Raw genomic sequence first — 22,754 nt, 5'->3', positions numbered from 1 at the left:
CCCTGATCCCTTGAGCCCCTGATCCCGCATGTGGCAGACGGGAGTTGCCCATGGCCGACACCGCGACCGGCGGCGGCGGACAGCGGCAGCACCCCGACGGCCGGGTCGAACCCGACCCGGCCGAGGGGGTGTTGCCACCCAACGGCTTCACCAGTGACGACCTCCGGCCGGTCCCGGTGCGGCGGCGCACCTGGACCACCTACAACTTCCTCGCGCTCTGGGTCGGGATGGCCCACAACATCCCGTCCTGGACGCTGGCTTCGGGCTTGATCGCGATCGGGATGGACTGGAAGCAGGCGGTGCTGACCATCGCGCTCGCCAACCTGATCGTGCTCGCGCCGATGCTCCTCACCGGGCACGCCGGGACGAAGTACGGCATCCCGTTCCCGGTGTTCGCCCGGGCCTCGTTCGGACTGCGCGGCGCCAACCTGCCCGCGCTGATCCGGGCGGCGGTGGCCTGCGCATGGTTCGGCATCCAGACCTGGATCGGCGGCGAGGGGATCTTCCTGCTCGCCGGCCGACTGCTCGGCGAATCCTGGCGCACAGCACCGGAGTTCGGCGGGTACCCGTGGACGCAGTGGGCCTCCTTCCTGCTGTTCTGGCTGGTCGAGATGGTCATCATCGCCCGGGGGATGGAGGCGCTGCGGCGCTTCGAGAACTGGGCGGCGCCGTTCGTCATCGCCGGCGCGCTCGCCCTGCTGGTGTGGATCGGCGTCAAGGCGGGCGGGCTGGGGCCGCTGCTGGACCAGCCGTCGAAACTGGGCTGGGGCAGCGGGTTCTGGCAGGTCTTCTTCCCGTCGTTGATGGGGATGATCGGGTTCTGGTCCACGCTGGCGCTCAACATCCCCGACTTCACTCGCTTCGGCGGCAGCCAGCGGGCCCAGATCCGCGGCCAGGCGCTCGGGCTGCCGACCACGATGACGCTGTTCGCGCTGCTGTCGGTGCTGGTCACCTCGGGCTCCGCGGCGGTCTACGGCGAGCCGGTGTGGGACCCGATCAAGCTCGCCGCGAAGATGGAGAGCCCGGTCGCCCTGCTGTTCGCGCTGCTGACCGTCCTGGTCGCCACCTTGTCGGTGAACATCGCCGCCAACGTCGTCTCCCCGGCCTACGACCTGGCCAACCTGCTGCCCCGGTTCGTCAACTTCCGTACCGGGGCGCTGATCACGGGCGTGGTCGGGATCGCGCTCTTCCCGTGGCGGCTGACCGCCGACCCGCACGTCTACATCTACGTCTGGCTGGGCGTGGTCGGCGGACTGCTCGGGACGGTCGCCGGGGTGCTGATCGCCGACTACTGGGTGCTGCGCCGCACCCGGCTGCGGCTCACCGAGCTGTACCGGCCGTTCGGGGCGTACTGGTACGCGGCCGGCTGGAACTGGCGGGCGGTGGTCGCCCTGCTGGTCGGCGGCCTGCTGGCGGTGGGGGGCTCGTACTCCACCGTCGACGGGCACGGGGTGAAGCAGGGGCCGTTCCCGGTGGAGGGTGTGATTCCCTTCCTCAAGCCGCTCGCCGACTACGGCTGGGCGGTCGGGCTGGTGTCGGCCGGGGTGGTGTACCTGGCGCTGAGCGTTCCGGGGCGGCGGTCGGGCGACGGCTGACGGCTGACGGATGGCGGACGACGGATAACAGCTGACGGATGACAGATGACAGCTGACAGATTTCGACATCTGTCAGCTGTTATCCGTCAGCTGTTTCTCGTCATCCCCTTCGCCTCCGCGTCCACCGCCTCCACCGCGGCCAGGACCTTGGCGGCGCCGTCCTCGGTGGCGAGGGCGGCGGCGACGGAACGGGCGCGGGTGCGGTAGTGGGGGTCGTTCAGGAGGTGGCGGATGGCGGTGGCGAGGCGGCTGGGGGTCAGGGCGCGCAGCGGGACCGGGCCGGGGGAGACGCCGAGGGCGGTGAGCCGGGCGGACCAGAACGGGGCGTCCAGCTGGGCGGGCACCGGGACGGCCGGGGTGCCGGAGCGCAGGGTGGCCGCCGTGGTGCCCGCACCCGCGTGGTGGACGACGACCGCGGTGCGGGGGAACAGCCAGTCGTGCGGGGTGTCGCCGATGGTCAGCACGGAGTCGGAGTCCTCGGCGGCCAGCCCGCTCCAGCCCGACTGCAGCAGCACGCGGACCCGGGCGGCCCGGGCGGCGGCCAGGACGGTCGCGGTGAGCCGCTCGGGCTCGGGCACGACCAGGCTGCCGAAGCCGATGAAGACCGGTGGCGGTCCGGCGGCCAGGAAGTCCAGCAGTCGCTGCGGGGGGCGCCAGTCGGGCAGCGCGGGGGGCCACCAGTACCCGGCGACGTCCAGTCGGGGGTGCCAGTCCGTCGGCCGGGGGACGACCCGCGGCGAGAAGCCGTGCAGGACGGGGTGGTCGCGCCGGGCGCGGGCGACGCCCAGCGGCGGCAGCCCGAGCCGTCGGCGAAGCCCGCGCACGGCCGGGACGAACAGCTGGTCGGTGGCGGCCTGCACGGCCTGCCCGGCGAGCAGGTTGCCGGACCGCCCGAGCGAGCGGGCGCCGGTCACGGCGGGCGCGAACTCGCGGGTGGGGGAGAGGGGTTGGAGGTACAGCCCGATGCTGGGAATGTCGGCCGCCTCGGCCGCGACCTGACCGAGTGCGCTGGTGGTGCTGGTGGTGAGCAGCAGGTCGGTGCCGAGCGCCGTGGCCTCGGCGATGCCGTCGCCGAGTGCGGGCATGAACCGCCGTCCCAGGCGCAGGAGTTGCAGGACGCCCAGGGGTCCGCTGCCGGCCCGCAGCAGCCGTCGGCCCTCGGTGGAGGCGAGTTCGGCGCGCGGGTCGACCGGCAGCGGGCGGAACTCCAGCCCGGCGGCCCGTACCGACTCGGCGAAGGTGGTGTGGGTGGCGACGGCCACCTGATGTCCGGCCGCCCGCAGACGGACGCCGAGCCCGGTGAAGGGGGCGACGTCGCCCCGGGAGCCGGCGGTCGCGATCAGGATGCGCATGGCCGCAGTATTTCGGCGGGTGCGTCCGGTCGGAAGGACGCCACGCGCGGACCGGTCGGCTCCGGGTGGCCGGATCACGCCGTCCGGGCGGGCCGCCCGGAACCGGGCACGGGGGCGGTGGCGTCCTCGGTTGCAGAGCGCGCGGGACGGGGCCGTCGCGCCGCGGACGGGAGGGATGGGTCGGATGAGCATCATCGCGTGGATCGTGCTGGGCCTGGTGGCCGGAGCCCTGGCCAAGCTGCTGCTGCCCGGGAGGGACCCGGGCGGCCTGATCGTGACGACCCTGATCGGGATCGCCGGCTCCTTCGTCGGCGGCTGGATCGCGTCGCACTTCATGCACCGGTCGATCACGGCCCGGTTCTTCGACGGGCCGACCTGGGTGTCCGCGATCGGCGGCGCGCTGGTGCTGCTGATCGCCTACCGGCTGATCTTCGGCAACTCGCGCCGCTGAGGCGGGCGTTCGGAGCGCATGGGAGGCGGGCCGACCCCGAGGAGGGGGCGGCCCGCCGACGTGCGGACCGCGGTGGCCCGGTCGCTAGGGTCTGTCCGGCGGATCTTGCCGGGCGCGCGACGCGCCCCCAGCCTTCGGCCGGGAGGTACCCCCAGCCATCCCGCCTGGACGCACGCCCGAATCGCCCAAGTACGCCCAGTACGAGGACGACTCGGGCGCACGCCCAGCCGGGCGCCCAACGCCGCGCGCCGAGCCGACAAGATCCGCCGGACAGACCCTAGCGCGGGGCCCCGGACGGGGCCGGGGCCTGGGCGACCCAGTCCGGCAGGGCCTCGCAGGCGGTGAGCCAGTCCGCCGGTACCTCGGCGAGCCCGGTGCGGGCGGCCACCACGCCGGCGGCGATGGCGCAGGTGGTGTCCATGTCGCCCCAGCCCGCCAGGGTGTGCCAGATCGCCTCCGGCAGTGAGTCCAGGTGCCCGGCGGCGGACCAGAGGGCGAACGGGACGGTGTCCGGGGCGGAGATCATCAGCCCCGAGCCCAGCACGTTGGCGGCGTGCCGGATGCTGGTGTGCTCCGGCAGCCGGGCAGCGATCCGCAGGCCGGATCGGACGTCGCTCTCCGGCAGCCGGCCGGCCACCTCGGCGAGCAACTCGGCCCGGCCGGGCGCCGGCCGGCCCCGGCTGCGGACGGCGAGTGCTGCGGCCAGGGCCACCGCCACCGCCCCGGCGACCGCCTCGGGGTGGAAGTGGGTGGTGAGCGCCTGGAGTTCGGCCTGCCGGGCCACCTCGTCGAGGTCCTCGGCGAACCAGGCGCCCAGCGGGGCGACCCGCATCGCGGCACCGTTGCCGTACGAGCCCTGGCCCTCGAACTGGCCGGAGGTGATGGCGCGCCAGTCCCCGCCGGCGCCGATCCCGCGCAGCACCCGGTGCATCGACGGGCCGTACTTGCGCTGGTACTCGCGGGCGTACTCGGCCGCGAACTCCCCGGCCAGCGCGGCCTGTCGGACCTCGCCGTGGGCGGTGAGATGGCGCACCAGGACGAGGGCCATCGCGGTGTCGTCGGTCCAGTGCCAGGGCGCCGGGCGGACCAGCCGGGCGGCCAGCGCGGCGGGCGCCTCGTCGACCGGCACCGAGAACCACCGGTCGCCGAAGGCGTCGCCGAGCGCGAGCCCCCGCAGACCGTCCAGGACCGGACCGGCCGCACCCATGTCATCCTCCGAGTGAGATCAACTGTGTGCGACAGTCTGCCCGACCGGTCGGGGCGCCGGCGACCGGATATCGTCCCGGTCGCCGGCGCCCCGTGCGGCGTCGCCCGCGGTCCTCAGTGCTTGGCGTTCAGACCGCTGAGGATCAGCTTCCAGACGGCCGCGAAGCGCTCGTCCGCGCCCGGCTCGGACCAGCTGGCCGCGAACACCGGGTCGTGGAAGGGGGCCGTGGCATCGAAGACGGCGCGGGCGGTGGTGAGGATGTGGGCGAGCCTGAACTCCTTGCGGTCCGTGCCGTCGTGCACGATCTGGGCGATCTGGTTGACCAGGGTCTCGATGTGCGCGTCGACGATGGCGCTGTTCTCCTCGGCCAGCACGAGGTAGGTGGCGAACAGCTCCGGGTCGTCCAGTGCCTTCTTGCGCTTGGCCGCGAACAGCGTGATCAGCCAGTGTTCGAGGCGCTCGGCGGCGCCGCCGCCGTCGATCGAGATGGTCTCCAGCTCGTGGTGCGCCTGGTCCAGCCAGCGCTGGGTGACCGCCTCGCGCAGCGCCGCCTTGCTGGGGAAGTGGCGGTAGACGCTGCTGTGGCTGACGCCGAGTTCCCGGGCGACGTCCACGACGGTGGCCTTGGCCGGGCCGAACCGCCGGAGTACTTCCTCCGCCGCGATCAGGATCTGCTCGGCGGTGAGTGCGGTGTCCGTGGTCACGGGGGCCGTCCTTAGGGTCGTGCGGGTCGGGTGGTGCGGAGGGTTTCCACTGGTCGGCGTGGGGCTCGGTCAGCGCTCGCTGTCCAGGCGTGCCATCTGCGCGGCAGCGTACCGGTCGCCGGCGGCGGCACCGGCGGGGACGGCCGCCTCGATGGCGGTGAGGTCGGCCGGGGTCAGCGTGACGTCCAGCGAACCGAGGGCCTCGGCCAGCCGGTCCCGGCGGCGGGCGCCGACCAGCGGGACGACGTCCTCGCCGCGCGAGGCCACCCAGGCGATGGCGACCTGGGCGACGCTCGCGCCCTTAGCGTCGGCGACCGCGCGCAGCGCCTCGACCAGAGCGAGGTTGTGGGCCAGGTTCTCGCCCTGGAAGCGCGGGCTGTCACCGCGGAAGTCGGTGCCGGCGAGCGGGCGTTCCGCGGTCCAGTGGCCGCTCAGCAGGCCGCGGGAGAGCACGCCGTACGCGGTGATGCCGATGCCGAGCTCCCGGGCGGCGGGCAGCACGGAGGCCTCGATCGAGCGGGTGAGCAGGGAGTACTCGATCTGCAGGTCGCTGATCGGGTGGACGGCGGCGGCGCGGCGCAGGGTGTCGGCGCCGACCTCGGAGAGGCCGATGTGGCGGACGTAGCCGGCCTTGACCAGGTCCGCGATGGCGCCGACGGTCTCCTCGATCGGGACTCTCGGGTCGAGACGGGCCGGGCGGTAGACGTCGACGTGGTCGGTGCGCAGGCGGCGCAGGGTGTAGGCGAGCGCGGTCTTGGTGGCGGCCGGGCTGGTGTCGTAGCCGACCCACTGGCCGTCGGGCCCGCGCTGGGCGCCGTACTTCACGCTGATCTGCACGGTGTCGCGGTCGCGGCCGCGCAGGGCCTCGTGGATCAGCAGTTCGTTGTGGCCCATGCCGTAGAAGTCGCCGGTGTCGAGGAGGGTGATCCCGGCGTCCAAAGCGGCGTGGATGGTGGCGATGCTCTCGGCCTCGTCGGCGGGGCCGTAGAGATCGGACATGCCCATGCAGCCGAGGCCGAGGGCGGAGGTGACGGGCCCGGAGGCGCCGAGGGTGCGCTGTGCGGGGCGGGTGGTGGAGGGCATGGGTGCTCCGGGGGCGAGTGCGGCGCCGGATGGCGGGGGCAGTGTGACCCGGGTCTCACTATGGCACGACAGCGAACAGATTTCAAAATCTGTTCGCTGTCTTTTGTCATTTGTTCGCACCACCTGCTGACCGGGGTGGCGGGGAGTGGTGGGGCGAGGCAGGGCGGGCCGCTGGGCGTACGGCTAGGCGTACGGTCCCGGCGAGCGCAGCAGGTAGGCGCGGGCGGGCGGCAGATTGCGCCACACCGTGCGCTCGCCCAGCCCGTACGTCGCCTCGAACCGCCGCAGCAGCCGCACCACCGCCCGGTGGCGGGCGCCCCGGCGCGGGCCCGAGAGGAGGGTCCGTGCCGTCGTGGTGCCGAGGTAGCCGAAGTACGTCAGCTCGCCGCCGGGGGCCAGCAGTCGCAGGTAGAGGTCGAGAAGGTCCCGCACCAGGGCCGGCTCGAAGTTGGTGAACGGCAGTCCGGAGACGATCACGTCGTACCGCTCGCCCTCGCTCCCCTTCCCGGAGCCCTCGGGTCCGGTCCCGGGTGCCCCGGCCGCCTCCGGCAGCTCCTCCACCCGGCAGGCCGAGAGACGCAGCCCCACCCCCGGCCGGCGCGCGGCCAGCGCCGGGTCCGCCCGCAGTCGGTCGGCGAACCGCGGATTCGCCTCGACCACGTGCAGCCGGTCGCCCGGGCGCAGCACCCGGGCCAGCCGACGGGTCACCACGCCTGTTCCCGCACCCACCTCCAGTACCGAGATCGGCCGGTTCGGACGGCTGGTGGCCGGTACCGCCAGGGCGTTCACCAGATCCGGCCCGCTCGGCGCCAGCGCGCCGGTGTCATGGAAGGTGCGCAGCGCCTCGGCGAGGAACAACAGGCGGTCCCCGCCGTACCGTGAACCGTACGAACTGCGCTGCGGTGGAAGGGAGTCGGGGCGAGGGTGGAGCTGTCCGGTCGTCATGCCATCGACGCTAGGGAGGCCGCGACCGGCCCGAATCGGCCGGTGAGCGGCGCCGCCCCCCGACGAAAGTCGAGGGTGCGGCCGCCCGGGAGGAGGGGGTGCCGCGCCGCCGCCCGCCCGTAGCATCGAGCGAGCGGACGCGACGGCGGACGGATGCGAACGGAAGCGCACCGAAGCGCACGGGCACGGATCGACGCGCGGGACGTGGACCCGCGACTGGGGCGAGAACTTACGTGAGGGGCGCGGACGGACGCGCGGGGCGCGGGCCGACGCGAGGGGACCGGAGTCGGACGGGCCGGGCGGGAGGGGTTCGATGCGCACAGGTCTGCTCGGCTGGTACGGCCCGGACCACCGGCCCTGGGTGGACACCCTGCTGCTGCTCGGCATCCTCGGCCTCGCCGGCGAGGAGGGCCTGTTCCAGTGGCTGCACACGGACGGCCCGCCGCGCCTGCCCCGTACGGCGGTGGCCGCGCTGGCCGCGCTCTCCCTGCTGGCCGTCCGCCGCTACCCGCTCGCCTCGGCCGTCCTGCCGGTGCTCACCGGTGGGCTGTTCAACCGCGCCTTCCCCGGCCTGTTCAGTGTCTACCACCTCGCCTCGCTCGGCCGGGTCGGCCCGGCGGCGGTCGGCGGTACGGTGATCGCCGTGGTCAGCGCGACCAGGGCGGACTCGCTGGTCGGTTGGGCCGGCACCACCGGCTCCCAACTCTTCGTCCAGGCCGCCGTGCTGTGCTTCGGTCTGTGGCTGCACGGCCGCCGGGTGCTGATCCGCACCCTGCACACCCAGGTCGAAACCCTGCGGCGGGAACGGGAGTTGCGCGCCGAGCAGGCCCGTTCGGCCGAACGGGCCCGGATCGCCCGGGAGATGCACGACGTGCTCGCCCACCGGCTGAGCCTGCTGGTGCTGCACGCCGGAGTGCTGCGCGACCAGGCCCGCGCCGGTACCGTCGCCGCCGACCCGGACCGGCTCACCCACCGCCTCGAACTGCTGCGCACCGCCGCCGCCCGCTCGCTCGACGACCTGCGGGACGTGCTGGGCGCGCTGCGCGCCGATCCGCCGGAGCCGACCGCCGCAGCGAACGCGTCCGAACCGCCCGCACCGGCCGGCCCCGGCCGCGTCCCGGCGCCCGCCCTGCGCGACCTCACCGAGCTGGTCGACGAGGCGAACCAGGCCGGCCAGCAGGTCGAACTCGCCCTCGCCGGCGATCCGGAGGCCGTGCCCACCACCCACCGGCTCGCCGTCCACCGGGTCGTCCAGGAGGCGCTGACCAACGCCCGCAAGCACGCCCACGCCGCGCCCGTCACCGTCCGGGTCGGCTACGGCGCGCCGGCGACCACCGTCGAGATCCGCAACGGCCCGGGCGAGGCCGCACCGAACGGGCCGGGCACCGGCGGCGGGTACGGGCTGGTGGGGCTCGGCGAACGGGTCGGCGCTCTGGGCGGCCACCTGGACGCGGGCCCGGACGGCGCCGGGGGCTTCCGGCTCTCCGCCCGGCTGCCCGCGCCGGACCGGCCGTCGCGGGCGGCGCCACCCCTGCCGCCCCCGCCATCCCCGCCGCCCCCGCCGCCGCAGCACCCGCAGCGCCCACGGCCCTTGCGGCGCCCACGGCCCTCGCAGCAAGCCCAGTCCCCGCAGCATGCCCAGACCCCGCAGCATCCCCAGCCCCCGCAGGCCTCGCAGCCGGAGGACGTCACTTGATCCGCACCATGGTGGTCGACGACGACGCGCTGGTGCGCCTCGGCCTGGTCGATCTGCTGACCCAGGACCCGGCACTGACCGTGGTCGCCGAAGCCGCCGACGGACTGCAGGCCGTCGAGCTGGCCCGCGGCCACCGGATCGACGTCGCGCTGATGGACATCCGGATGCCCCGGCTGGACGGGATCGCCGCCACCCGGCGACTGCGCCAACTCCCCGATGCCCCAAGGGTGATCGCGCTCACCACGTTCGACCTGGACGAGTACGTGTACCAGGCGCTCGCCGCCGGGGCGGACGGCTTCCTGCTGAAGGACACCCCGCCCGCCGAGATCGCCAGGGCCGTCCACGTGGTCGCCGCCGGGCAGGGGATGCTGCACCCGGCGGCGGCGCGACGGCTGATCGACCGGTACCACCGGGTCGGTGCGCCCCGGTCCGTGGCCGCCCGCGGCCGGATCGCCGGGCTCACCCCGCGCGAGACCGAGGTGCTGCGCGAAGTCGCCGACGGGCTCTCCAACGCCGAGATCGCGGGCGTGCTGGGGATGCGGGAGAGCACCGTCAAGGCGCACGTCAGTCGGATCCTGACCGCGCTCGGGGTGGCCAACCGGGTCCAGGCGGCGCTGCTCGCACGGGATGCGGGGCTGGTCGGGGAGGGTGCCTGACGGCGGGCGCTCGCGAGGGCAGGGCGGGGCGCAGCGTCGGACGGCGTTCACGCGGATGTTCCCGGGGTGTCGGTTCGGGTGTCGCCGCGGGCTTCCCTGAGCCGTCGCGTGCCTCCGGTTGGTACCGCCTGCTGAGCCGATGTCACCCATCCGGCGTGGAAATGCCGTGCCTTGGCTGTTTGCGCTGCCGAACCCGGGCGGCGGGTCCATGGTGGAGATGGGTGCGATCCGGCGACCGCGCCCGCGCGTCGATCCGGGCCCGGCCCGCCGAACGCCCGCCGCTTCCTTCCACGGGCGCCCGAAACCGGGGCCCGTACCGGCACGCTGGGAACAGGGCCACCTCGCAGGGAACCGAACGGTTCTTCTAGGCTCACATCTCGGCCTCCCTGCGGCGGTGCGGCCACTGCGCCCGCCAACAGGAGGCCGCCGTCCACGGGGCTCCGGGCGGACCGGGGCCACCGGATCGAGCGAGGAGGACGCAATGCCAAGCACGCCGCCCAACCGTTCCACCGCACTTGGACCAGACGGACCGTTCCGACGGGCCGTGCAACATCCCGGCCGGCCGGTGCGGTCCGGCCGGGCCTGGTACCCGGGCGGGAGCGGTCGGCCGGTACGGCCGCTGAATACCGGCTGCGGCCGCGGAGGCGAGCGTTGAGTCCCCAGATCGTCGGGTCGCCGGCCGCACCGGGTGCCGCCGCGGAACCCGACCGCGTATCGGTGACCGTTCCCGCCGCCACCGACGGCGAAGCCCTGGCCGGCGCGGCCGACCCTGCTCCTGCCGCTACCCCAGCCTCTGCTCCGGCAGCTGCTTCCGCAGCCGTGGTCTCCGTGGCCGCTCCGGCCAACTCGGGTGCCACGGCGGCCGGCTCGACCGCCACCGGTTCGGCCGCCGCCAGTGCCACCGCGGCGCTGCCCGGACTGCCGCAGGCGCTCAGCACCCGGGCCCGCACCCTGGCCGGTGCCGTCCGGCGGCGCTGCGTGGACCTCGCCCGGATCGAGTCGCCCAGCGGTGACGCGCCCCGACTCGACGCGCTGGCCGAGGAGTTGGCGGCCGGCTTCCGTGCCACCGGGGCCACCGCGCGCCGCGAACCCGGTCCGGCCGGGGACCACCTGGTGCTGGAGTGGGAGGGGCGGGACGAGACCCTGCCCCACCTGCTGATCGTCGGCCACCACGACACCGTCTGGCCGGTCGGCACCCTGGCGGACTGGCCGGTGGCCGAGCAGGACGGGCGGCTCACCGGGCCCGGCGTGGTCGACATGAAGGGCGGACTGGCCATCCTGGAGGGCGCGTTGGCGCTGCTCGCGGACCTGGGGCAGCGGCCGCACCGCACCGTGCGACTGGTCGTGGTGTCCGACGAGGAGGTCGGCAGCCCGGACGGGCGGCGCCTGGTCGAGCGCCAACTGCGCGGCGCGGCGGCCGTCCTGGGGCTGGAACCGCCGCACCCGGACGGTCGGTTGAAGACCGCGCGGCGCGGCAGCACCCGGGTGCGGCTCACCGTCACCGGGCGGGAGGCCCACGCGGGCAACGACGCCCACGACGGGGTGTCGGCGGTGGACGAACTCGTCGACCAGCTGGTGCTCGTCCGGGGCCTGGCGGGCCAGCCCGGCACCGAGCTCAACGCCGGTCGGATCAGCGGCGGTTCGCGGGCCAACGTGATCGCCGGACGGGCCGAAGCGGAGCTGGGGCTGCGCTTCTCCACGGTCGAGGCGCAACGCCGTACGCTCGACAACCTGACCCGGCTGACCGCGCTGCGGCCGGGCGCGCGGGTGCGGACCGAGGTGCTGTCCAGTCGGCCGGCCTGGCCCGAGCGGAGCGGCAACCCGCTGCTGAGGCACGTGCGTTCGCTCGCCGCGGTGCTCGGGCAGCAGGTGGACGGCGGGCCGGCCGGTGGGGCCGGGGACACCAACCTGCCGGGCTCCCGCGGGCTGCCGACGCTGGACGGCTTCGGCGCGGTGGGCGCCGGCGCCCACGCCCGGCACGAGTACATCCGGCTGGACCAGCTCGCTCCGCGGATCGCCCTGCTCGCCGCGCTGCTCGCGGTGCCGCTGCCACGGTTGCGGGACCGCGGGGAGGGGTGAGCGGGGGCGGCTGACAGGCAACTGGCAATTGGCAACAGGTGACCGCTGACCGCTGACAGCGCACAGCTCACAGCCGACGGCTCACAGGTAACAGATCACAGATGACGGATAACAGCTGACAGAATTCAGATTCTGTCAGCTGTTATCCGTTTCCGGCTCCCTCGCCCATCCCTTGCCATCCCTCCACCTCGCCACGCAGAATGGTACCGACCGAACGGTCAGTCGGTCGGTCGGTGGTGTTGACGTGAGAGGTGACCGTGGTGAGAGCAGAGGTGGCCGAGGCTGTCCCCGCGCAGACGCCGGAGGACCGGTTCGACGCGGTGATCGCCGCCGAGCAGCGGATCGAGCCCAGGGACTGGATGCCCGACGCCTACCGGGCCACCCTGATCCGCCAGATCGCCCAGCACGCCCACTCCGAGATCATCGGCATGCAGCCCGAGGGCAACTGGCTCACCCGGGCCCCCTCGCTGCGCCGCAAGGCCATCCTGCTCGCCAAGGCCCAGGACGAGGCGGGGCACGGCCTCTACCTCTACGCCGCCGCCGAGACCCTCGGCGTCGACCGCGCCGAGCTGACCGAGAAGCTGATCAGCGGCCGCCAGAAGTACTCCTCGATCTTCAACTACCCCACCCTGACCTTCGCCGACGTCGGCGTGATCGGCTGGCTGGTGGACGGCGCCGCGATCTGCAACCAGGTCCCGCTCTGCCGCTGCAGCTACGGTCCGTACGCCCGGGCGATGGTGCGGATCTGCAAGGAGGAGTCCTTCCACCAGCGCCAGGGCTACGAGCTCCTGATGACCCTGATGCGCGGCACCGACGGCCAGCGCCGGATGGTCCAGGACGCGGTGGACCGCTGGTGGTGGCCGTCGCTGATGATGTTCGGCCCGCCGGACGCCGACTCGCCGAACACCGCCCGCTCGATGGCCTGGCGGATCAAGCGCCACACCAACGACGAGCTCCGGCAGCGCTTCGTCGACATGACCGTGCCGCAGGCCGAGCACCTGGGTGTCACCCTCCCCGACCCCGAGCTGCGCTGGAACGAGGGGCGCGGCGGTTGGGACTTCGGCGAGCCGGACTGGTCCGAGCTGACCAGGGTCATCCACGGCCAGGGCCCGTGCAACGCCCAGCGGATCGACCGCCGCCGGGCCGCCCACGACGAGGGCGCCTGGGTCCGCGAGGCGGCCGTCGCCTACGCGGCCAAGCGCGCCGCCGAAGCCGGAGCCGCTGCGGGACCCGCGGTCGTAGTCGAAACGACAGCGCCAGCCGCAGCCGCAGTCGCAGCCGGAGCCGCTGAGCGGCAGACCCCCGAACAGGAGAACGGAAAGTGACCGAGTCCAAGGCCGGCTGGCCGCTGTACGAGGTGTTCGTGCGCCCGCGGCGCGGCCTGAACCACGTCCACGTGGGCTCGCTGCACGCCTCCGACGACCGGATGGCCCTGCTCGCCGCCCGCGACCTGTACACCCGCCGCAACGAGGGCGTCAGCCTCTGGGTGGTCCGCTCGGACGCGATCACCGCCTCCACCCCGGACGAGCGCGACCCGTTCTTCGAGCCCAGCGGTGACAAGGTCTACCGCCACCCGACCTTCTACGACATCCCCGAGGATGTCCCGCACATCTGACGGGGGAGCCACCGTGCACGACCACACCGCGTCCGCCACCGAGGACGACCACGTCTACCTCAGCCTCGCCGGGGCCACCCCCGGCCCCGAGGGCGAGGGCCGCTGGGCCTACGGGACCGGCTTCGCCGACCCGCTGCTCGGCGTGGACACCGCCCTGCCCGCCGGCCTGGCCGGCCCGGACCTCGCCGCCTACTGCCAGATGCTCGGCGACGACGCCCTGGTGCTCGCCCAGCGGCTGATCGAGTGGTGCACCCGGGCGCCCGAGCTGGAGGAGGAGGTGGCGCTCGCCAACCTCGGCCTCGACCTGCTCGGCCAGGCCCGGCTGCTGCTCACCCGGGCCGGTCAGGCGGACGGCTCGGGCCGCACCGAGGACGACCTGGCGTACTGGCGGGAGGAGCACGAGTTCCGCAACGTCCGCCTGGTGGAGACCCCGAACGGCGACTTCGCGTACTCGGTCGCCCGGCTGCTGCTGTTCGCCACCGCCCGCGGCGCGCTGTACGAGGCGCTGAGCGCGCACCCGGACCCGGTGCTGGCCGCGGTCGCGGCCCGGGGCGTCAAGGAGCTGGCGTACCACCGCGAGTACGCCACCGCCTGGACGCTGCGGCTCGGCGACGGCACGCCGTACTCGGCGGAGCGGATGCAGGCGGGGCTGGACGCGGTCTGGCCGCTGCTGGAGGAGCTGTTCACCGCGCACCCGGTGGAGCTGCGGGCCGGCGTCGACCCGGCGCGGCTGCGCGAACCGGTGCTGCGCGAGCTCGCCGCCGTCCTCGCCGAGGCGGGGCTGACCGTGCCGGACGTCCCGCCGCTGGCCACCGTGCTGGGCCGGGCCGGTCGCGACGGGGTGCACACCGAGGAGCTCGGCCCGCTGCTCGCCGAACTGCAGGCGGTGGCCCGCGCGCACCCGGGGGCGACGTGGTGACGGCCACCGCGGCCACCGCAGCTACCGCAGCTACCGCAGCCACCGTGGCCACCGTCCGCGAACCGGCCTGGGAGGTCGCCGCGGCCGTCCCGGACCCGGAGCTGCCGATGCTCACCCTGGCCGACCTGGGCGTGCTGGCCGGGGTCGAGGTGGACGACGGCAGCGGCACGGTGACCGCCTGGCTGACCCCGACCTACTCGGGCTGCCCGGCCGTCGCCGAGATGGCCGCCGATGTCGACCGCCGGCTGCGCGCCGCCGGGTACCCGGACGTCCGGGTGCGGCTGCGGCTGGACCCGCCCTGGTCCACCGACCTGATCACCGCCGAGGGCCGCCGCAAGCTCGCCGCGGCGGGCATCGCCCCGCCGCGCCCCACCTCGGCCCTGGCGCCCGCCGCCGGGCCGGTCCCGCTCCTGCTGGGCCCCACCCGCACCGGTGCCGCGGCCCCCGTGCCCTGCCCGCAGTGCGGCGGCACCGAGACGGAGGAGCTGTCCCGCTTCGGCTCCACCGCCTGCAAGGCGCTCTGGCGCTGCCGCGCCTGCCGCGAGCCGTTCGAACGCGTCAAGGAGATCTGAATGCCCGCCGCGACCCCAGTGTCGGACCCCGTCCGCCCGGCCCGCCGTCCGACCTTCCACCGGCTGCGGATCGACCGGGTGGAGCGGCTCTGCGAGGACGCCGTGGCGGTGACCTTCGCGGTGCCGGACGACCTGGCGGCCGAGTACGCGTTCCGGCCCGGGCAGACCCTGACCCTGCGCAAGCTGGTGGACGGCGCCGACGAGCGCCGCTCGTACTCGATCTGCGCCCCGGTCGGCGGGCCGCTGCGGATCGCCGTCCGCGAGGTGCCCGGCGGACTGTTCTCGCGCTGGCTGGTGCGCGAGGCCCGGCCCGGCGAGGAGGTCGAGGTGCTGACGCCGTCCGGCCTGTTCAGCCCCGAACTCGGCGAGCCCGCCGACCACGTGCTGCTCGCGGCCGGCTCCGGCATCACCCCGATGCTGTCGATCGCCGCCTCCGTGCTGGCCGCCGACCGCCGCTCCACCGTCACCCTGCTCTACGGCAACCGGCGCTCCGACACCGTGATGTTCGCGGACGAGCTGGCCGACCTGAAGGACCGCTACCTCGGCCGCTTCCAGCTGGTCCACGTGCTCTCCCGGGAGACCAGGGACGCCGAACTGCTCAGCGGCCGGCTGGACCCGGAGCGGGTCCGGGCGCTGCTGACGGCGCTGGTGGACGTCGGCGGGGTCGGGCACTGGTGGCTGTGCGGCCCGTTCGGCATGGTCGCCGGGGCGAAGGAACTGCTCGCCGAGCTGGCGGTGCCCGGCGAGCGGGTGCACCAGGAGCTGTTCCACGCCGAGGACGAGCCGCTCGCCGAGCGCGACGAGGACTGGGACGGCGCGGACGGCGCGGAGGGCTCGGGTACGACCGGCGAGCGCAGCGAGGTCACCGTCGTCCTCGACGGGCGCGGCAGCACCCTCGCCCTCCCGCGCGACCGCTCGATCCTGGACGGCGCCCAGCGCTCCCGCCCCGACCTGCCGTTCGCCTGCAAGGGCGGGGTCTGCGGCACCTGCCGGGCGCTGGTCACCGAGGGCGAGGTGGAGATGCGCCGCAACTTCGCGCTGGAGGAGAAGGAGCTGGCGGCCGGGTACGTCCTCACCTGCCAGGCCCGGCCGGTCACCGACCGGGTCACCGTCGACTACGACCGCTGATCCCCGCTGGTTCGGCCGGCCGATCCGCTGGTTCAGACGGCGGCGGGGATGTGGCCGGGGACGGCGGCGGGGACGTGGCCGGGGACGGCGGCGGGGATGTGGCCGGGGACGGTGGCGGGGACGTGGCCGGGGACGGTGGCGGCGACACGGGTGGGCTCGGTGTCGCCGGCCGGGTCCCCGAGGAATCCGACCAGGTCGTTGACGGCGGCGCGGCCGGCCCGGTTGGCCCCGATGGTGCTGGCCGACGGGCCGTAGCCGACCAGGTGGACCCGCGGGTCGGCGGTGGCGCGGGTGCCGGTGAGGGCGATCCCGCCGCCGGGGGAGCGCAGGCCGAGCGGGGCGAGGTGGCCCACCTCGGGGCGGAAGCCGGTCGCCCAGACGATCGCGTCGACCGCCAGCTCCTCGTCGCCCCAGGCGACGCCGTGCTCGGTGAGCCGGTCGAACATCGGCCGGCGCTTCAGCGCGCCCAGTTCCTCGGCCCGGCGGTAGGCGACCGAGGGGCCGAGGCCGGTCACGCTCACCACGCTGCGCACCGGCAGCCCCAGGCGGACCCGCTCCTCCACCTTGGCGACCACCGCGCGACCGTACTCGGGGGTGAACGGGCCCTCGTGGTAGACGGGCTCGGAGCGGGTGACCCAGACCGTCTCGCCGACCGCGGCGACCTCCGAGAGCACCTGGACCGCCGAGGCACCGCCGCCCACCACCAGGACGCGCCGGCCCGCGAACTCCTCGGGGCCGCGGTACTCGGCGTAGTGCAGTTGGCGGCCCGCGAAGTGGCCCGGGTAGTGGGGGAGGAAGGGGCGGGTCCAGGTGCCGGTGGCGTTGATCAGCGCCCGGGTGGACCAGGTGCCGTGGTCGGTCTCGACCAGCAGTCGGGAGTCGGGGCGCTCGGACTCGGCGCGCACCGCGCGGACCGCGACCGGGCGTACGACGGGGAGCGCGTGCCGGGTCTCGTACGCCGTGAAGTACCCCGGCACCACGTCCCGCGCGCGGGCCTGCGGGTCGGGTGCCGGGAGTTCGGCGTCCGGGAGGTCGTGGAAGCCGTGCACGGTGGCCATCCGCAGGGACGGCGAGCGGTGCGCCCAGGCACCGCCGGGGGTGGCGTTGGCGTCGAGGACGACGAAGCCGCCGTCGACTCCCTCCCGGTAGCGGGCGAAGCCGCGGCGGCCGAGGTGGTAGGCGGCGGACAGTCCGGCCTGTCCGGCGCCCACCACCAGGACGTCCACGAGTCGCGGACCGGCCGCGTTGGTTGCACCGTAAACAGTCACGCCGGTGAAACATCGGACGGTCGGTGACTGTTCCCGCGGCGGGCCGGGCCGGGCCGGGTGGTCAGCCGATCGGGGAGATCACCGCGGCGGTGCCGTACGCGCAGACCTCGGTGCCGACGTCCGCCGCCTCCGTCACGTCGAAGCGCATCATCAGGACGGCGTTGCCGCCGCGCGCCTTGGTCTGCTCGATCAGGCGTTGCATCGCCTCGTTGCGGCTCTCCACCAGCGTCTTCGTCAGACCGCGCAGCTCGCCGCCGATCAGCGACTTCAGCCCGGCGCCGATCTGGCTGCCGATGTGGCGGCTGCGCACGGTCAGTCCGAAGACCTCGCCGATCACGTGATCGACCCGGAAACCGGGGATGTCATTGGTGGTCACGACCATGACGTCGGCGTTCGGGCCCTGCCCGCCGCCGTACTCGTTGATGTCAGCCATGGGGGTCATCCTGCCGGTGTCGTGCGTCCGAGTGACAGAGGCGCGGCGGGGAGGTGGCCGAGATGGGTCTCCGGAAGCTGGTTCAGACCGGTGATCGGGCGGCCGAAAGGCCGTACCGTAGCCCCATGGGCGAGCGAAGCGATCATCCGCAGGGGCCGGGCGCGGCGGAGTACTCCGACGCGCCGGAGATCGAGGCGACGGTGGTGCTGGGCCTGCGGATCACCGACTGGCCGGCGCTGCGCGCGGCCGCGATCAGGGCCGTCGAGGAACTGGACTTCGAGGGCATCGACCCGGCGGGCCAGCGCCGTGAACTGCTGCGCGAGGTGGCCGAGGACGCCAACGCGGCCCTCGGCGCACTGCTGCACCCCGACCGGCTGGTGGCCGCGATCCCCGGGGTCGAGGCGATCGGCGGCACGCTGGAGATCAGCGTCACCGAGGACTTCACCCCGGACTTCGCCGAACTCTTCCCGCTGGACGGCGGCGAGGAGGAGGACGGCGGCGCGGGCGCGGACTGGACCCTCACCCCGCGCACCGCCTGCCTGCTGCACGCCCAGCTGCTCGGCCTGGCCGACGCCGCCTACGACGACCTCGACGAACACGGGGACGACCCGGTCGTCGACGGCGAGGACGTCGACTGGACGGTCTTCGCCCGGCTGCCCCAGCGCACCTGGCGGCTGCACCGCGGCTGGCGGCGCACCATGGCCCGGACCTTCGACGACCTCGCCGACGACCTCGCGCTCGGCGAATGGCCGCTGCCGCGCTGCCTGGCCGAGGAAATCGCGCTGCGGATGGCCCTGGTGGACGCCCGGACCCTGCTGGGCTCCCAGCCCGAATCGGTGGCCGACATGATGGGCGACCTGCCGGCCGACCTCTACGACTACGACTGGGACGGCTGCCACGACGAACTGTTCGGCGTGTACGGGCCGGACGACGGGGACCCGGAACTCGGCGCGGAGCAGCGCACCGAACTGCTGCTGACCGCGACGCACCCCGAGGGGTGGTTCCTGATGTACGAGGACGCGGAGGAGCGGGACCCGCAGCGCGGCTACCGGCGCTGAGCGGGCGCCGGGCGGGCGCTGGGCGGGCGCTGGGCAGGCGTCGGTCGGGGGCGGGCGGCTAGGCTGCCGACATGTCCGATGTGTCTGGTGTGCGCGGTGTGCCCACGGGGGATTCGGGGTCGGGTGGTCCGGGGTCGGGTGGTCCGGGGTCGGGTGGTCCGGGGTCGGGTGGTCCGGGGTCGGGCGGTCCGGGACTGGGCGGCGCGGGGGCGACGGGGGACGAGTCGGCGCTGGGGCGGATCGCGCTCGGGCTGGACGGCGTACGGGCGGCGCAGCTCGGGCGGACCGCCGAGGCGCGGACCAGCTTCGAGGCCCTGTGGGAGGAGCTGGGCGAGCGGGACGTCTTCCACCGCTGCGTCCTGGCGCACTATCTGGCCGATCTGCAGGACGACCCCCGGGCCGAACTGGAGTGGGACCGGCGGGCCCTCGCGGCGGCCGACTCGCTGACCGTCGAGCGGGCCGCGACCTACGAGTCCGCCCTCCAGGTCCGGGCCTTCTACCCCTCGCTGCACCTCAACCTGGCCTCCGACCACCTCAAGCTCGGGGAGCCCGACCTGGCGCGCGAGCAGCTCGAACGGGCGGTGCGGAGCCTGGACGCGCTGCCGGAGGACGCGTACAGCGCGGGGATCCGGGCGGCGGTGGAGGAGCTGCGGCAGCGGCTGCGCTGAGCGGGTGGCCGGGTCGGCGCGGTACGGGTGGGGGCCGTAGGGGGCTGCCGGGGGTGGGCCGGGGCGGTGGGGGTGGGGCTGGCATCCTGGACGGGTGACTTCTCCGTTCGATGCCCCGGCCCCCGTTCCCGCCCCCGATGACGTTCGGGCCTCCGACGACGTTCCCGGTCCGGAGCACGTTCCCGGCCCCGAGGACCGCGACGCGCGACCGCAGTACGTGCTGCCGCTGGTCGTCCGGCTGGAGAAGGCCACCCCACCGGGGCGGACGGACGCGCTGGAGACCTCGGCGCGGGCGGTGCTGACGCTGCTCGCCGACCCCCGGGTGACCGACGTGGACGGCGAGTGGGCGGAGCGGGTCGCGGCCTGGGAGGACGCCCGGATCCGCAAGGTGGTCCGACGGGCCCGGGGCGGGGAGTGGCGCCGGGCCGAGGAGCTGCCGGGCATCACGGTGCGGGGCCGGGAGGCGGAGGTGCGGGTGTTCCCGCCGATCCCGCTGGACGGCTGGCCGAAGGAACTCGCCAAGTTGCAGGTCTCCGGGACGGACCTGGCGGAGACCGCCGAGGTCGGCGCGCCCGAGCCTGGGCTGCCGGTGCTGTGGCTCAACCCGGAGCTGGAGATGAGCGCCGGCAAGACCATGGCCCAGACCGGGCACGCGGCGCAGCTCGCCTGGTGGCGGTTGGACGGGGCGCAGCGCAAGGAGTGGGCGGAGTCGGGGTTCGCGCTCGCGGTTCGCACGGCGGCGCCGGAGGTGTGGGAGGAACTGGTCCGCAGCGGGCTGCCGGTGGTGCGGGACGCGGGATTCACGGAGATCGCCCCCGGGCCGACTGTCGCGGTCGAAGGCGGCACGCGCTACTGCCCCACCCCGCGCCTCCGGCGCACGTGAACGCACCACTCTGACCCGTTGCGGGCCCCAGGTCCGTTTCAGGGTGGCGGTGTCGTCGGCCTGACCGCCTCCTCTGAGGCGCGCCGGGTCAGGTGATCGGTTCGGGTGCCGGTACGGGGCCCGGCAGCGGACCGGGGCGGGGGCCCGGTTCCGGTGGGGGCGCCGGCGACGGCTGCGGATCGGGCTCGGGCTGCGGCGGGGCGGGCGGTACCGGGTCGGGGCCACCCGGCGCGGGGACCGGGCCGGGCAGGGGGCCAGGCTCCGGCCCACCGGGGCCGGGCGCCGGTGTCGGGTTGGGCGGTACCGGATCGTTCGGAGGTGTGCCCATCCGCGTACTCCTTTCGCGGGACCGTGTCCGCCGTGACGGCGGCGACGGGTTCGGCCGGGTCACGTCCGCAGAAGCGTCGAAGCCCGGGGGCGCCTGGCCGCCGCCCACATCCTCACGGTAGAGCGGGCGCCCCGCGGCGGCAGGTCAGCACGGGGCGATGCCCCGGCGAGCCCACTACCGCCTGCGGCATGCCGGCTGGCGCCAAGGCGCCGGCCACGCGAGCATCTGGCCATGACGGAACCCGAGCCTTCACCGGTGAGCCATGACGCCCACTACCTCGGCGCGACCGCCCGCCTCTACGGCTGGCAGGTCGTGCGCGAGCAGGACGAGACGATGCGGTTCTCACTGCTCGACTGGACGCTGCGGGTGGAATTCTCCCCGGACGGCCGGTTCGCGTCCGCCAGGGCCGATGGCCCCGGCAGCGCGGACACCGAGCTGGACCTACGGACCGTGCTCGACGTGCTCGAAGAGTACGGCAGCCCCTCGCAGCCCGAGGAAACGTGAAGCACCGGGCCCGCGGCCGATGCCGATCCCGCCCCGGCCGGCAGAACGAGGTGAGGGGACGGCAACCGGCACGCAGGCGCCCGCCGTAGATGTGCGTGATCCTGGACTGGAGCGGCCCGAGTCACCGGAGCGGCCCAACTCGCCAAGTCGTGCCGGTGGCTGGAGCGAGGGCCGGCCGGCCGAGAAGGGCTGCGGGCCGTCGTGCCCGATCGCGCCGCCACACCGGCACCGGGACGTGACCGGCGGCCCGAGCGGAGGTCATACGGCTGATGAGCGGCAGCGAGCACGAGTCGGCAGGAGCGCGGGACACGACCGAGGGCCGCGTCTACACCGTCACCGGCGGTGACTGGGACGAGGTCGCCGACGCCGAGCAGCGACGGGAACGGGCGGACGACGAGCGGATCATCGTCAACATGGGGCCGCAGCACCCGTCCACTCACGGCGTTCTGCGCCTGGTCCTGGAGATCGACGGCGAGACGGTGAAGGAGGCCCGCTGCGGCATCGGCTACCTGCACACCGGCATCGAGAAGAACATGGAGTTCCGCAACTGGGTGCAGGGCACGACCTTCGTGACCCGGATGGACTACCTGACTCCGCTGTTCAACGAGACCGCCTACTGTCTGGCGGTGGAGAAGCTGCTCGGCATCACTGAGGAGGTCCCGGAGCGGGCGAGCGTGATCCGGGTGCTGATGATGGAGCTCAACCGGATCTCCTCGCACCTGGTGGCGTTGGCCGCCGGCGGGATGGAGATCGGCTCCACCACACTGATGGTCTACGGGTTCCGTGACCGCGAGGTCATCCTCGACGTCTTCGAGCTGGTGACGGGCCTGCGCATGAACCACGGCTACGTCCGGCCGGGCGGCCTGGTGCAGGACCTGCCTCCAGGGGCGGTGGACCAGATCCGCGCGGCGGTCAAGGTGCTGCGCTCGCGGCTGCCGGAGTACGACAAGCTGGCCACCGCCAACCCGGCCTTCAAGGCCCGGCTGGTCGACGTCGGCTTCCTGGACCTGGCCGGCTGCCTGGCGCTCGGAGCCACCGGTCCGATCCTGCGGGCCACCGGCCTGCCGCACGACCTGCGCAAGACCGATCCCTACTGCGGCTACGAGAACTACGAGTTCGAGGTCGCGACCGCCGACACCGCGGACTCCTACGGCCGGTTCCTGATCCGGCTGGAGGAGATGCGCCAGTCGCTGCGGATCGTCGAGCAGTGCCTGCACCGGCTGGCCCCCGGCCCGGTCATGGTGGGCGACAAGAAGATCGCCTGGCCCGCCCAACTGGCCGTCGGACCGGACGGGTTGGGCAACTCGCTCGACCACATCCGAAAGATCATGGGTGAGTCCATGGAGGCGCTGATCCACCACTTCAAGCTGGTGACGGAGGGCTTCCGCGTCCCGGTGGGGCAGGCCTACGTGGCGGTCGAGTCAGCCAGGGGCGAGCTGGGCGTGCACGTCGTCTCCGACGGCGGCACACGGCCGTACCGGGTGCACTTCCGCGACCCCTCGTTCACCAACCTGCAGACGATGGCCGCGATGTGCGAGGGCGGGCAGGTCGCGGACGTCATCGTCGCGGTGGCCAGCATCGACCCGGTGATGGGAGGCGTGGACCGGTGA

At 74.3% G+C, this 22,754-nt stretch carries 22 protein-coding genes; 15 read left to right on the top strand and 7 right to left on the bottom strand.

Annotated elements, in window-relative coordinates; translation table 11 throughout:
- The first annotated feature begins 50 nt into the window (after positions 1-50).
- A complete protein-coding gene (locus tag ACZ47G_RS14040; protein WP_465742242.1) occupies positions 51-1,595 on the top strand; it encodes an NCS1 family nucleobase:cation symporter-1 in 1,545 nt (514 codons plus the stop codon).
- 86 nt (positions 1,596-1,681) lie between these two features.
- Here ACZ47G_RS14040 and ACZ47G_RS14035 read toward each other — a convergent pair whose 3' ends face one another.
- The gene (locus ACZ47G_RS14035; RefSeq protein ID WP_465742240.1) at positions 1,682-2,947 is read right to left on the bottom strand and encodes a glycosyltransferase; all 1,266 of its coding nucleotides are present in this window, start codon (positions 2,945-2,947) and stop codon (positions 1,682-1,684) included.
- Between the two features lie 184 nt (positions 2,948-3,131).
- On the opposite strand from ACZ47G_RS14035, the gene ACZ47G_RS14030 reads away from it, so the two are divergent.
- On the top strand, positions 3,132-3,398 hold the full coding sequence (locus ACZ47G_RS14030; RefSeq protein ID WP_380451056.1) for a GlsB/YeaQ/YmgE family stress response membrane protein: 267 nt from the start codon (positions 3,132-3,134) through the stop codon (positions 3,396-3,398).
- 277 nt (positions 3,399-3,675) lie between these two features.
- Here the strand turns inward: ACZ47G_RS14030 and ACZ47G_RS14025 are convergent, their stop codons facing one another.
- The 4 genes from ACZ47G_RS14025 to ACZ47G_RS14010 all read right to left on the bottom strand — a co-directional run bounded on the left by ACZ47G_RS14025 (position 3,676) and on the right by ACZ47G_RS14010 (position 7,337).
- A complete protein-coding gene (locus tag ACZ47G_RS14025; protein WP_465742238.1) occupies positions 3,676-4,605 on the bottom strand; it encodes an ADP-ribosylglycohydrolase family protein in 930 nt (309 codons plus the stop codon).
- Positions 4,606-4,718: 113 nt separating this feature from the next.
- Positions 4,719-5,309 (bottom strand): TetR/AcrR family transcriptional regulator, encoded by a 591-nt coding sequence (locus ACZ47G_RS14020; protein ID WP_465742236.1) that lies wholly within the window; start codon positions 5,307-5,309, stop codon positions 4,719-4,721.
- A 69-nt stretch (positions 5,310-5,378) separates the two neighbouring features.
- The gene (locus ACZ47G_RS14015; RefSeq protein ID WP_465742234.1) at positions 5,379-6,392 is read right to left on the bottom strand and encodes an aldo/keto reductase; all 1,014 of its coding nucleotides are present in this window, start codon (positions 6,390-6,392) and stop codon (positions 5,379-5,381) included.
- A 183-nt stretch (positions 6,393-6,575) separates the two neighbouring features.
- A complete protein-coding gene (locus tag ACZ47G_RS14010) occupies positions 6,576-7,337 on the bottom strand; it encodes a class I SAM-dependent methyltransferase (protein ID WP_465742232.1) in 762 nt (253 codons plus the stop codon).
- A gap of 313 nt (positions 7,338-7,650) precedes the next feature.
- Between ACZ47G_RS14010 and ACZ47G_RS14005 the strand changes: the two genes are divergently transcribed.
- From ACZ47G_RS14005 to paaE, 8 genes are all read left to right on the top strand, one after another.
- Positions 7,651-9,033: a sensor histidine kinase gene (locus tag ACZ47G_RS14005; RefSeq protein ID WP_465742230.1), complete on the top strand. Its 1,383-nt coding sequence runs from the start codon at positions 7,651-7,653 to the stop codon at positions 9,031-9,033.
- Complete coding sequence (locus ACZ47G_RS14000) at positions 9,030-9,689, top strand: response regulator (RefSeq protein WP_465742228.1); 660 nt, start codon at positions 9,030-9,032, stop codon at positions 9,687-9,689. The genes ACZ47G_RS14005 and ACZ47G_RS14000 overlap by 4 nt, the downstream gene beginning before the upstream one ends.
- 717 nt (positions 9,690-10,406) lie before the next feature.
- On the top strand, positions 10,407-11,768 hold the full coding sequence (locus ACZ47G_RS13995) for a M20/M25/M40 family metallo-hydrolase (protein ID WP_465742227.1): 1,362 nt from the start codon (positions 10,407-10,409) through the stop codon (positions 11,766-11,768).
- A 260-nt stretch (positions 11,769-12,028) separates the two neighbouring features.
- The gene (gene paaA, locus ACZ47G_RS13990) at positions 12,029-13,093 is read left to right on the top strand and encodes a 1,2-phenylacetyl-CoA epoxidase subunit PaaA (RefSeq protein ID WP_465742225.1); all 1,065 of its coding nucleotides are present in this window, start codon (positions 12,029-12,031) and stop codon (positions 13,091-13,093) included.
- Positions 13,090-13,383 (top strand): 1,2-phenylacetyl-CoA epoxidase subunit PaaB, encoded by a 294-nt coding sequence (gene paaB / locus ACZ47G_RS13985; RefSeq protein ID WP_030234269.1) that lies wholly within the window; start codon positions 13,090-13,092, stop codon positions 13,381-13,383. Before paaA ends, paaB begins: the two co-directional genes overlap by 4 nt.
- Entirely contained in the window at positions 13,367-14,302 is a 936-nt protein-coding gene (gene paaC, locus ACZ47G_RS13980) for a 1,2-phenylacetyl-CoA epoxidase subunit PaaC (RefSeq protein ID WP_465742223.1), read from the top strand. The genes paaB and paaC overlap by 17 nt, the downstream gene beginning before the upstream one ends.
- A 44-nt stretch (positions 14,303-14,346) precedes the next feature.
- A complete protein-coding gene (paaD, locus tag ACZ47G_RS13975; protein WP_465742221.1) occupies positions 14,347-14,874 on the top strand; it encodes a 1,2-phenylacetyl-CoA epoxidase subunit PaaD in 528 nt (175 codons plus the stop codon).
- Positions 14,875-16,002, top strand: coding sequence for a 1,2-phenylacetyl-CoA epoxidase subunit PaaE (gene paaE, locus ACZ47G_RS13970; protein WP_465742219.1), 1,128 nt, complete (start codon positions 14,875-14,877; stop codon positions 16,000-16,002).
- A gap of 32 nt (positions 16,003-16,034) precedes the next feature.
- On the opposite strand, the gene ACZ47G_RS13965 is transcribed toward paaE, so the two are convergent.
- Both ACZ47G_RS13965 and ACZ47G_RS13960 read right to left on the bottom strand, forming a co-directional pair.
- A complete protein-coding gene (locus ACZ47G_RS13965; protein ID WP_465742217.1) occupies positions 16,035-17,270 on the bottom strand; it encodes an NAD(P)-binding domain-containing protein in 1,236 nt (411 codons plus the stop codon).
- A gap of 61 nt (positions 17,271-17,331) precedes the next feature.
- A complete protein-coding gene (locus ACZ47G_RS13960; protein ID WP_375890615.1) occupies positions 17,332-17,703 on the bottom strand; it encodes a YbjQ family protein in 372 nt (123 codons plus the stop codon).
- Between the two features lie 125 nt (positions 17,704-17,828).
- Here ACZ47G_RS13960 and ACZ47G_RS13955 point away from each other — a divergent pair, with 125 nt between their 5' ends.
- The 5 genes from ACZ47G_RS13955 (at position 17,829) to ACZ47G_RS13935 (ending at position 22,754) form a co-directional block, all read left to right on the top strand.
- Positions 17,829-18,761 (top strand): hypothetical protein, encoded by a 933-nt coding sequence (locus ACZ47G_RS13955; protein ID WP_465742215.1) that lies wholly within the window; start codon positions 17,829-17,831, stop codon positions 18,759-18,761.
- 71 nt (positions 18,762-18,832) lie between these two features.
- Positions 18,833-19,429: a hypothetical protein gene (locus ACZ47G_RS13950; RefSeq protein WP_465742213.1), complete on the top strand. Its 597-nt coding sequence runs from the start codon at positions 18,833-18,835 to the stop codon at positions 19,427-19,429.
- Positions 19,430-19,523: 94 nt separating this feature from the next.
- Complete coding sequence (locus ACZ47G_RS13945) at positions 19,524-20,312, top strand: peptidyl-tRNA hydrolase (RefSeq protein WP_465742211.1); 789 nt, start codon at positions 19,524-19,526, stop codon at positions 20,310-20,312.
- A gap of 559 nt (positions 20,313-20,871) precedes the next feature.
- On the top strand, positions 20,872-21,144 hold the full coding sequence (locus ACZ47G_RS13940) for a hypothetical protein (RefSeq protein ID WP_465742209.1): 273 nt from the start codon (positions 20,872-20,874) through the stop codon (positions 21,142-21,144).
- 269 nt (positions 21,145-21,413) lie between these two features.
- Positions 21,414-22,754: an NADH-quinone oxidoreductase subunit D gene (locus ACZ47G_RS13935; RefSeq protein ID WP_465742207.1), complete on the top strand. Its 1,341-nt coding sequence runs from the start codon at positions 21,414-21,416 to the stop codon at positions 22,752-22,754.

It is taken from the genome of Kitasatospora sp. NPDC030952, assembly GCF_055571335.1.
Note: the sequence above shows the minus strand (reverse complement) of the source record. Positions and strands in the feature narration are given on the sequence as shown.

What these genes read in the sequence shown, in the direction of transcription:
- ACZ47G_RS14010 (WP_465742232.1), bottom strand. Translation starts at nt 7,337, where the DNA reads ATGACGACCGGACAGCTCCACCCTCGCCCCGACTCCCTTCCACCGCAG.
- ACZ47G_RS13955 (WP_465742215.1), top strand. Translation starts at nt 17,829, where the DNA reads ATGGGCGAGCGAAGCGATCATCCGCAGGGGCCGGGCGCGGCGGAGTAC.
- paaE (WP_465742219.1), top strand. Translation starts at nt 14,875, where the DNA reads ATGCCCGCCGCGACCCCAGTGTCGGACCCCGTCCGCCCGGCCCGCCGT.
- ACZ47G_RS13935 (WP_465742207.1), top strand. Translation starts at nt 21,414, where the DNA reads ATGAGCGGCAGCGAGCACGAGTCGGCAGGAGCGCGGGACACGACCGAG.
- ACZ47G_RS13940 (WP_465742209.1), top strand. Translation starts at nt 20,872, where the DNA reads ATGACGGAACCCGAGCCTTCACCGGTGAGCCATGACGCCCACTACCTC.
- ACZ47G_RS14035 (WP_465742240.1), bottom strand. Translation starts at nt 2,947, where the DNA reads ATGCGCATCCTGATCGCGACCGCCGGCTCCCGGGGCGACGTCGCCCCC.
- ACZ47G_RS14015 (WP_465742234.1), bottom strand. Translation starts at nt 6,392, where the DNA reads ATGCCCTCCACCACCCGCCCCGCACAGCGCACCCTCGGCGCCTCCGGG.
- ACZ47G_RS14030 (WP_380451056.1), top strand. Translation starts at nt 3,132, where the DNA reads ATGAGCATCATCGCGTGGATCGTGCTGGGCCTGGTGGCCGGAGCCCTG.
- ACZ47G_RS13960 (WP_375890615.1), bottom strand. Translation starts at nt 17,703, where the DNA reads ATGGCTGACATCAACGAGTACGGCGGCGGGCAGGGCCCGAACGCCGAC.
- paaC (WP_465742223.1), top strand. Translation starts at nt 13,367, where the DNA reads ATGTCCCGCACATCTGACGGGGGAGCCACCGTGCACGACCACACCGCG.
- ACZ47G_RS14025 (WP_465742238.1), bottom strand. Translation starts at nt 4,605, where the DNA reads ATGGGTGCGGCCGGTCCGGTCCTGGACGGTCTGCGGGGGCTCGCGCTC.
- ACZ47G_RS13950 (WP_465742213.1), top strand. Translation starts at nt 18,833, where the DNA reads ATGTCCGATGTGTCTGGTGTGCGCGGTGTGCCCACGGGGGATTCGGGG.
- ACZ47G_RS14005 (WP_465742230.1), top strand. Translation starts at nt 7,651, where the DNA reads ATGCGCACAGGTCTGCTCGGCTGGTACGGCCCGGACCACCGGCCCTGG.
- ACZ47G_RS14040 (WP_465742242.1), top strand. Translation starts at nt 51, where the DNA reads ATGGCCGACACCGCGACCGGCGGCGGCGGACAGCGGCAGCACCCCGAC.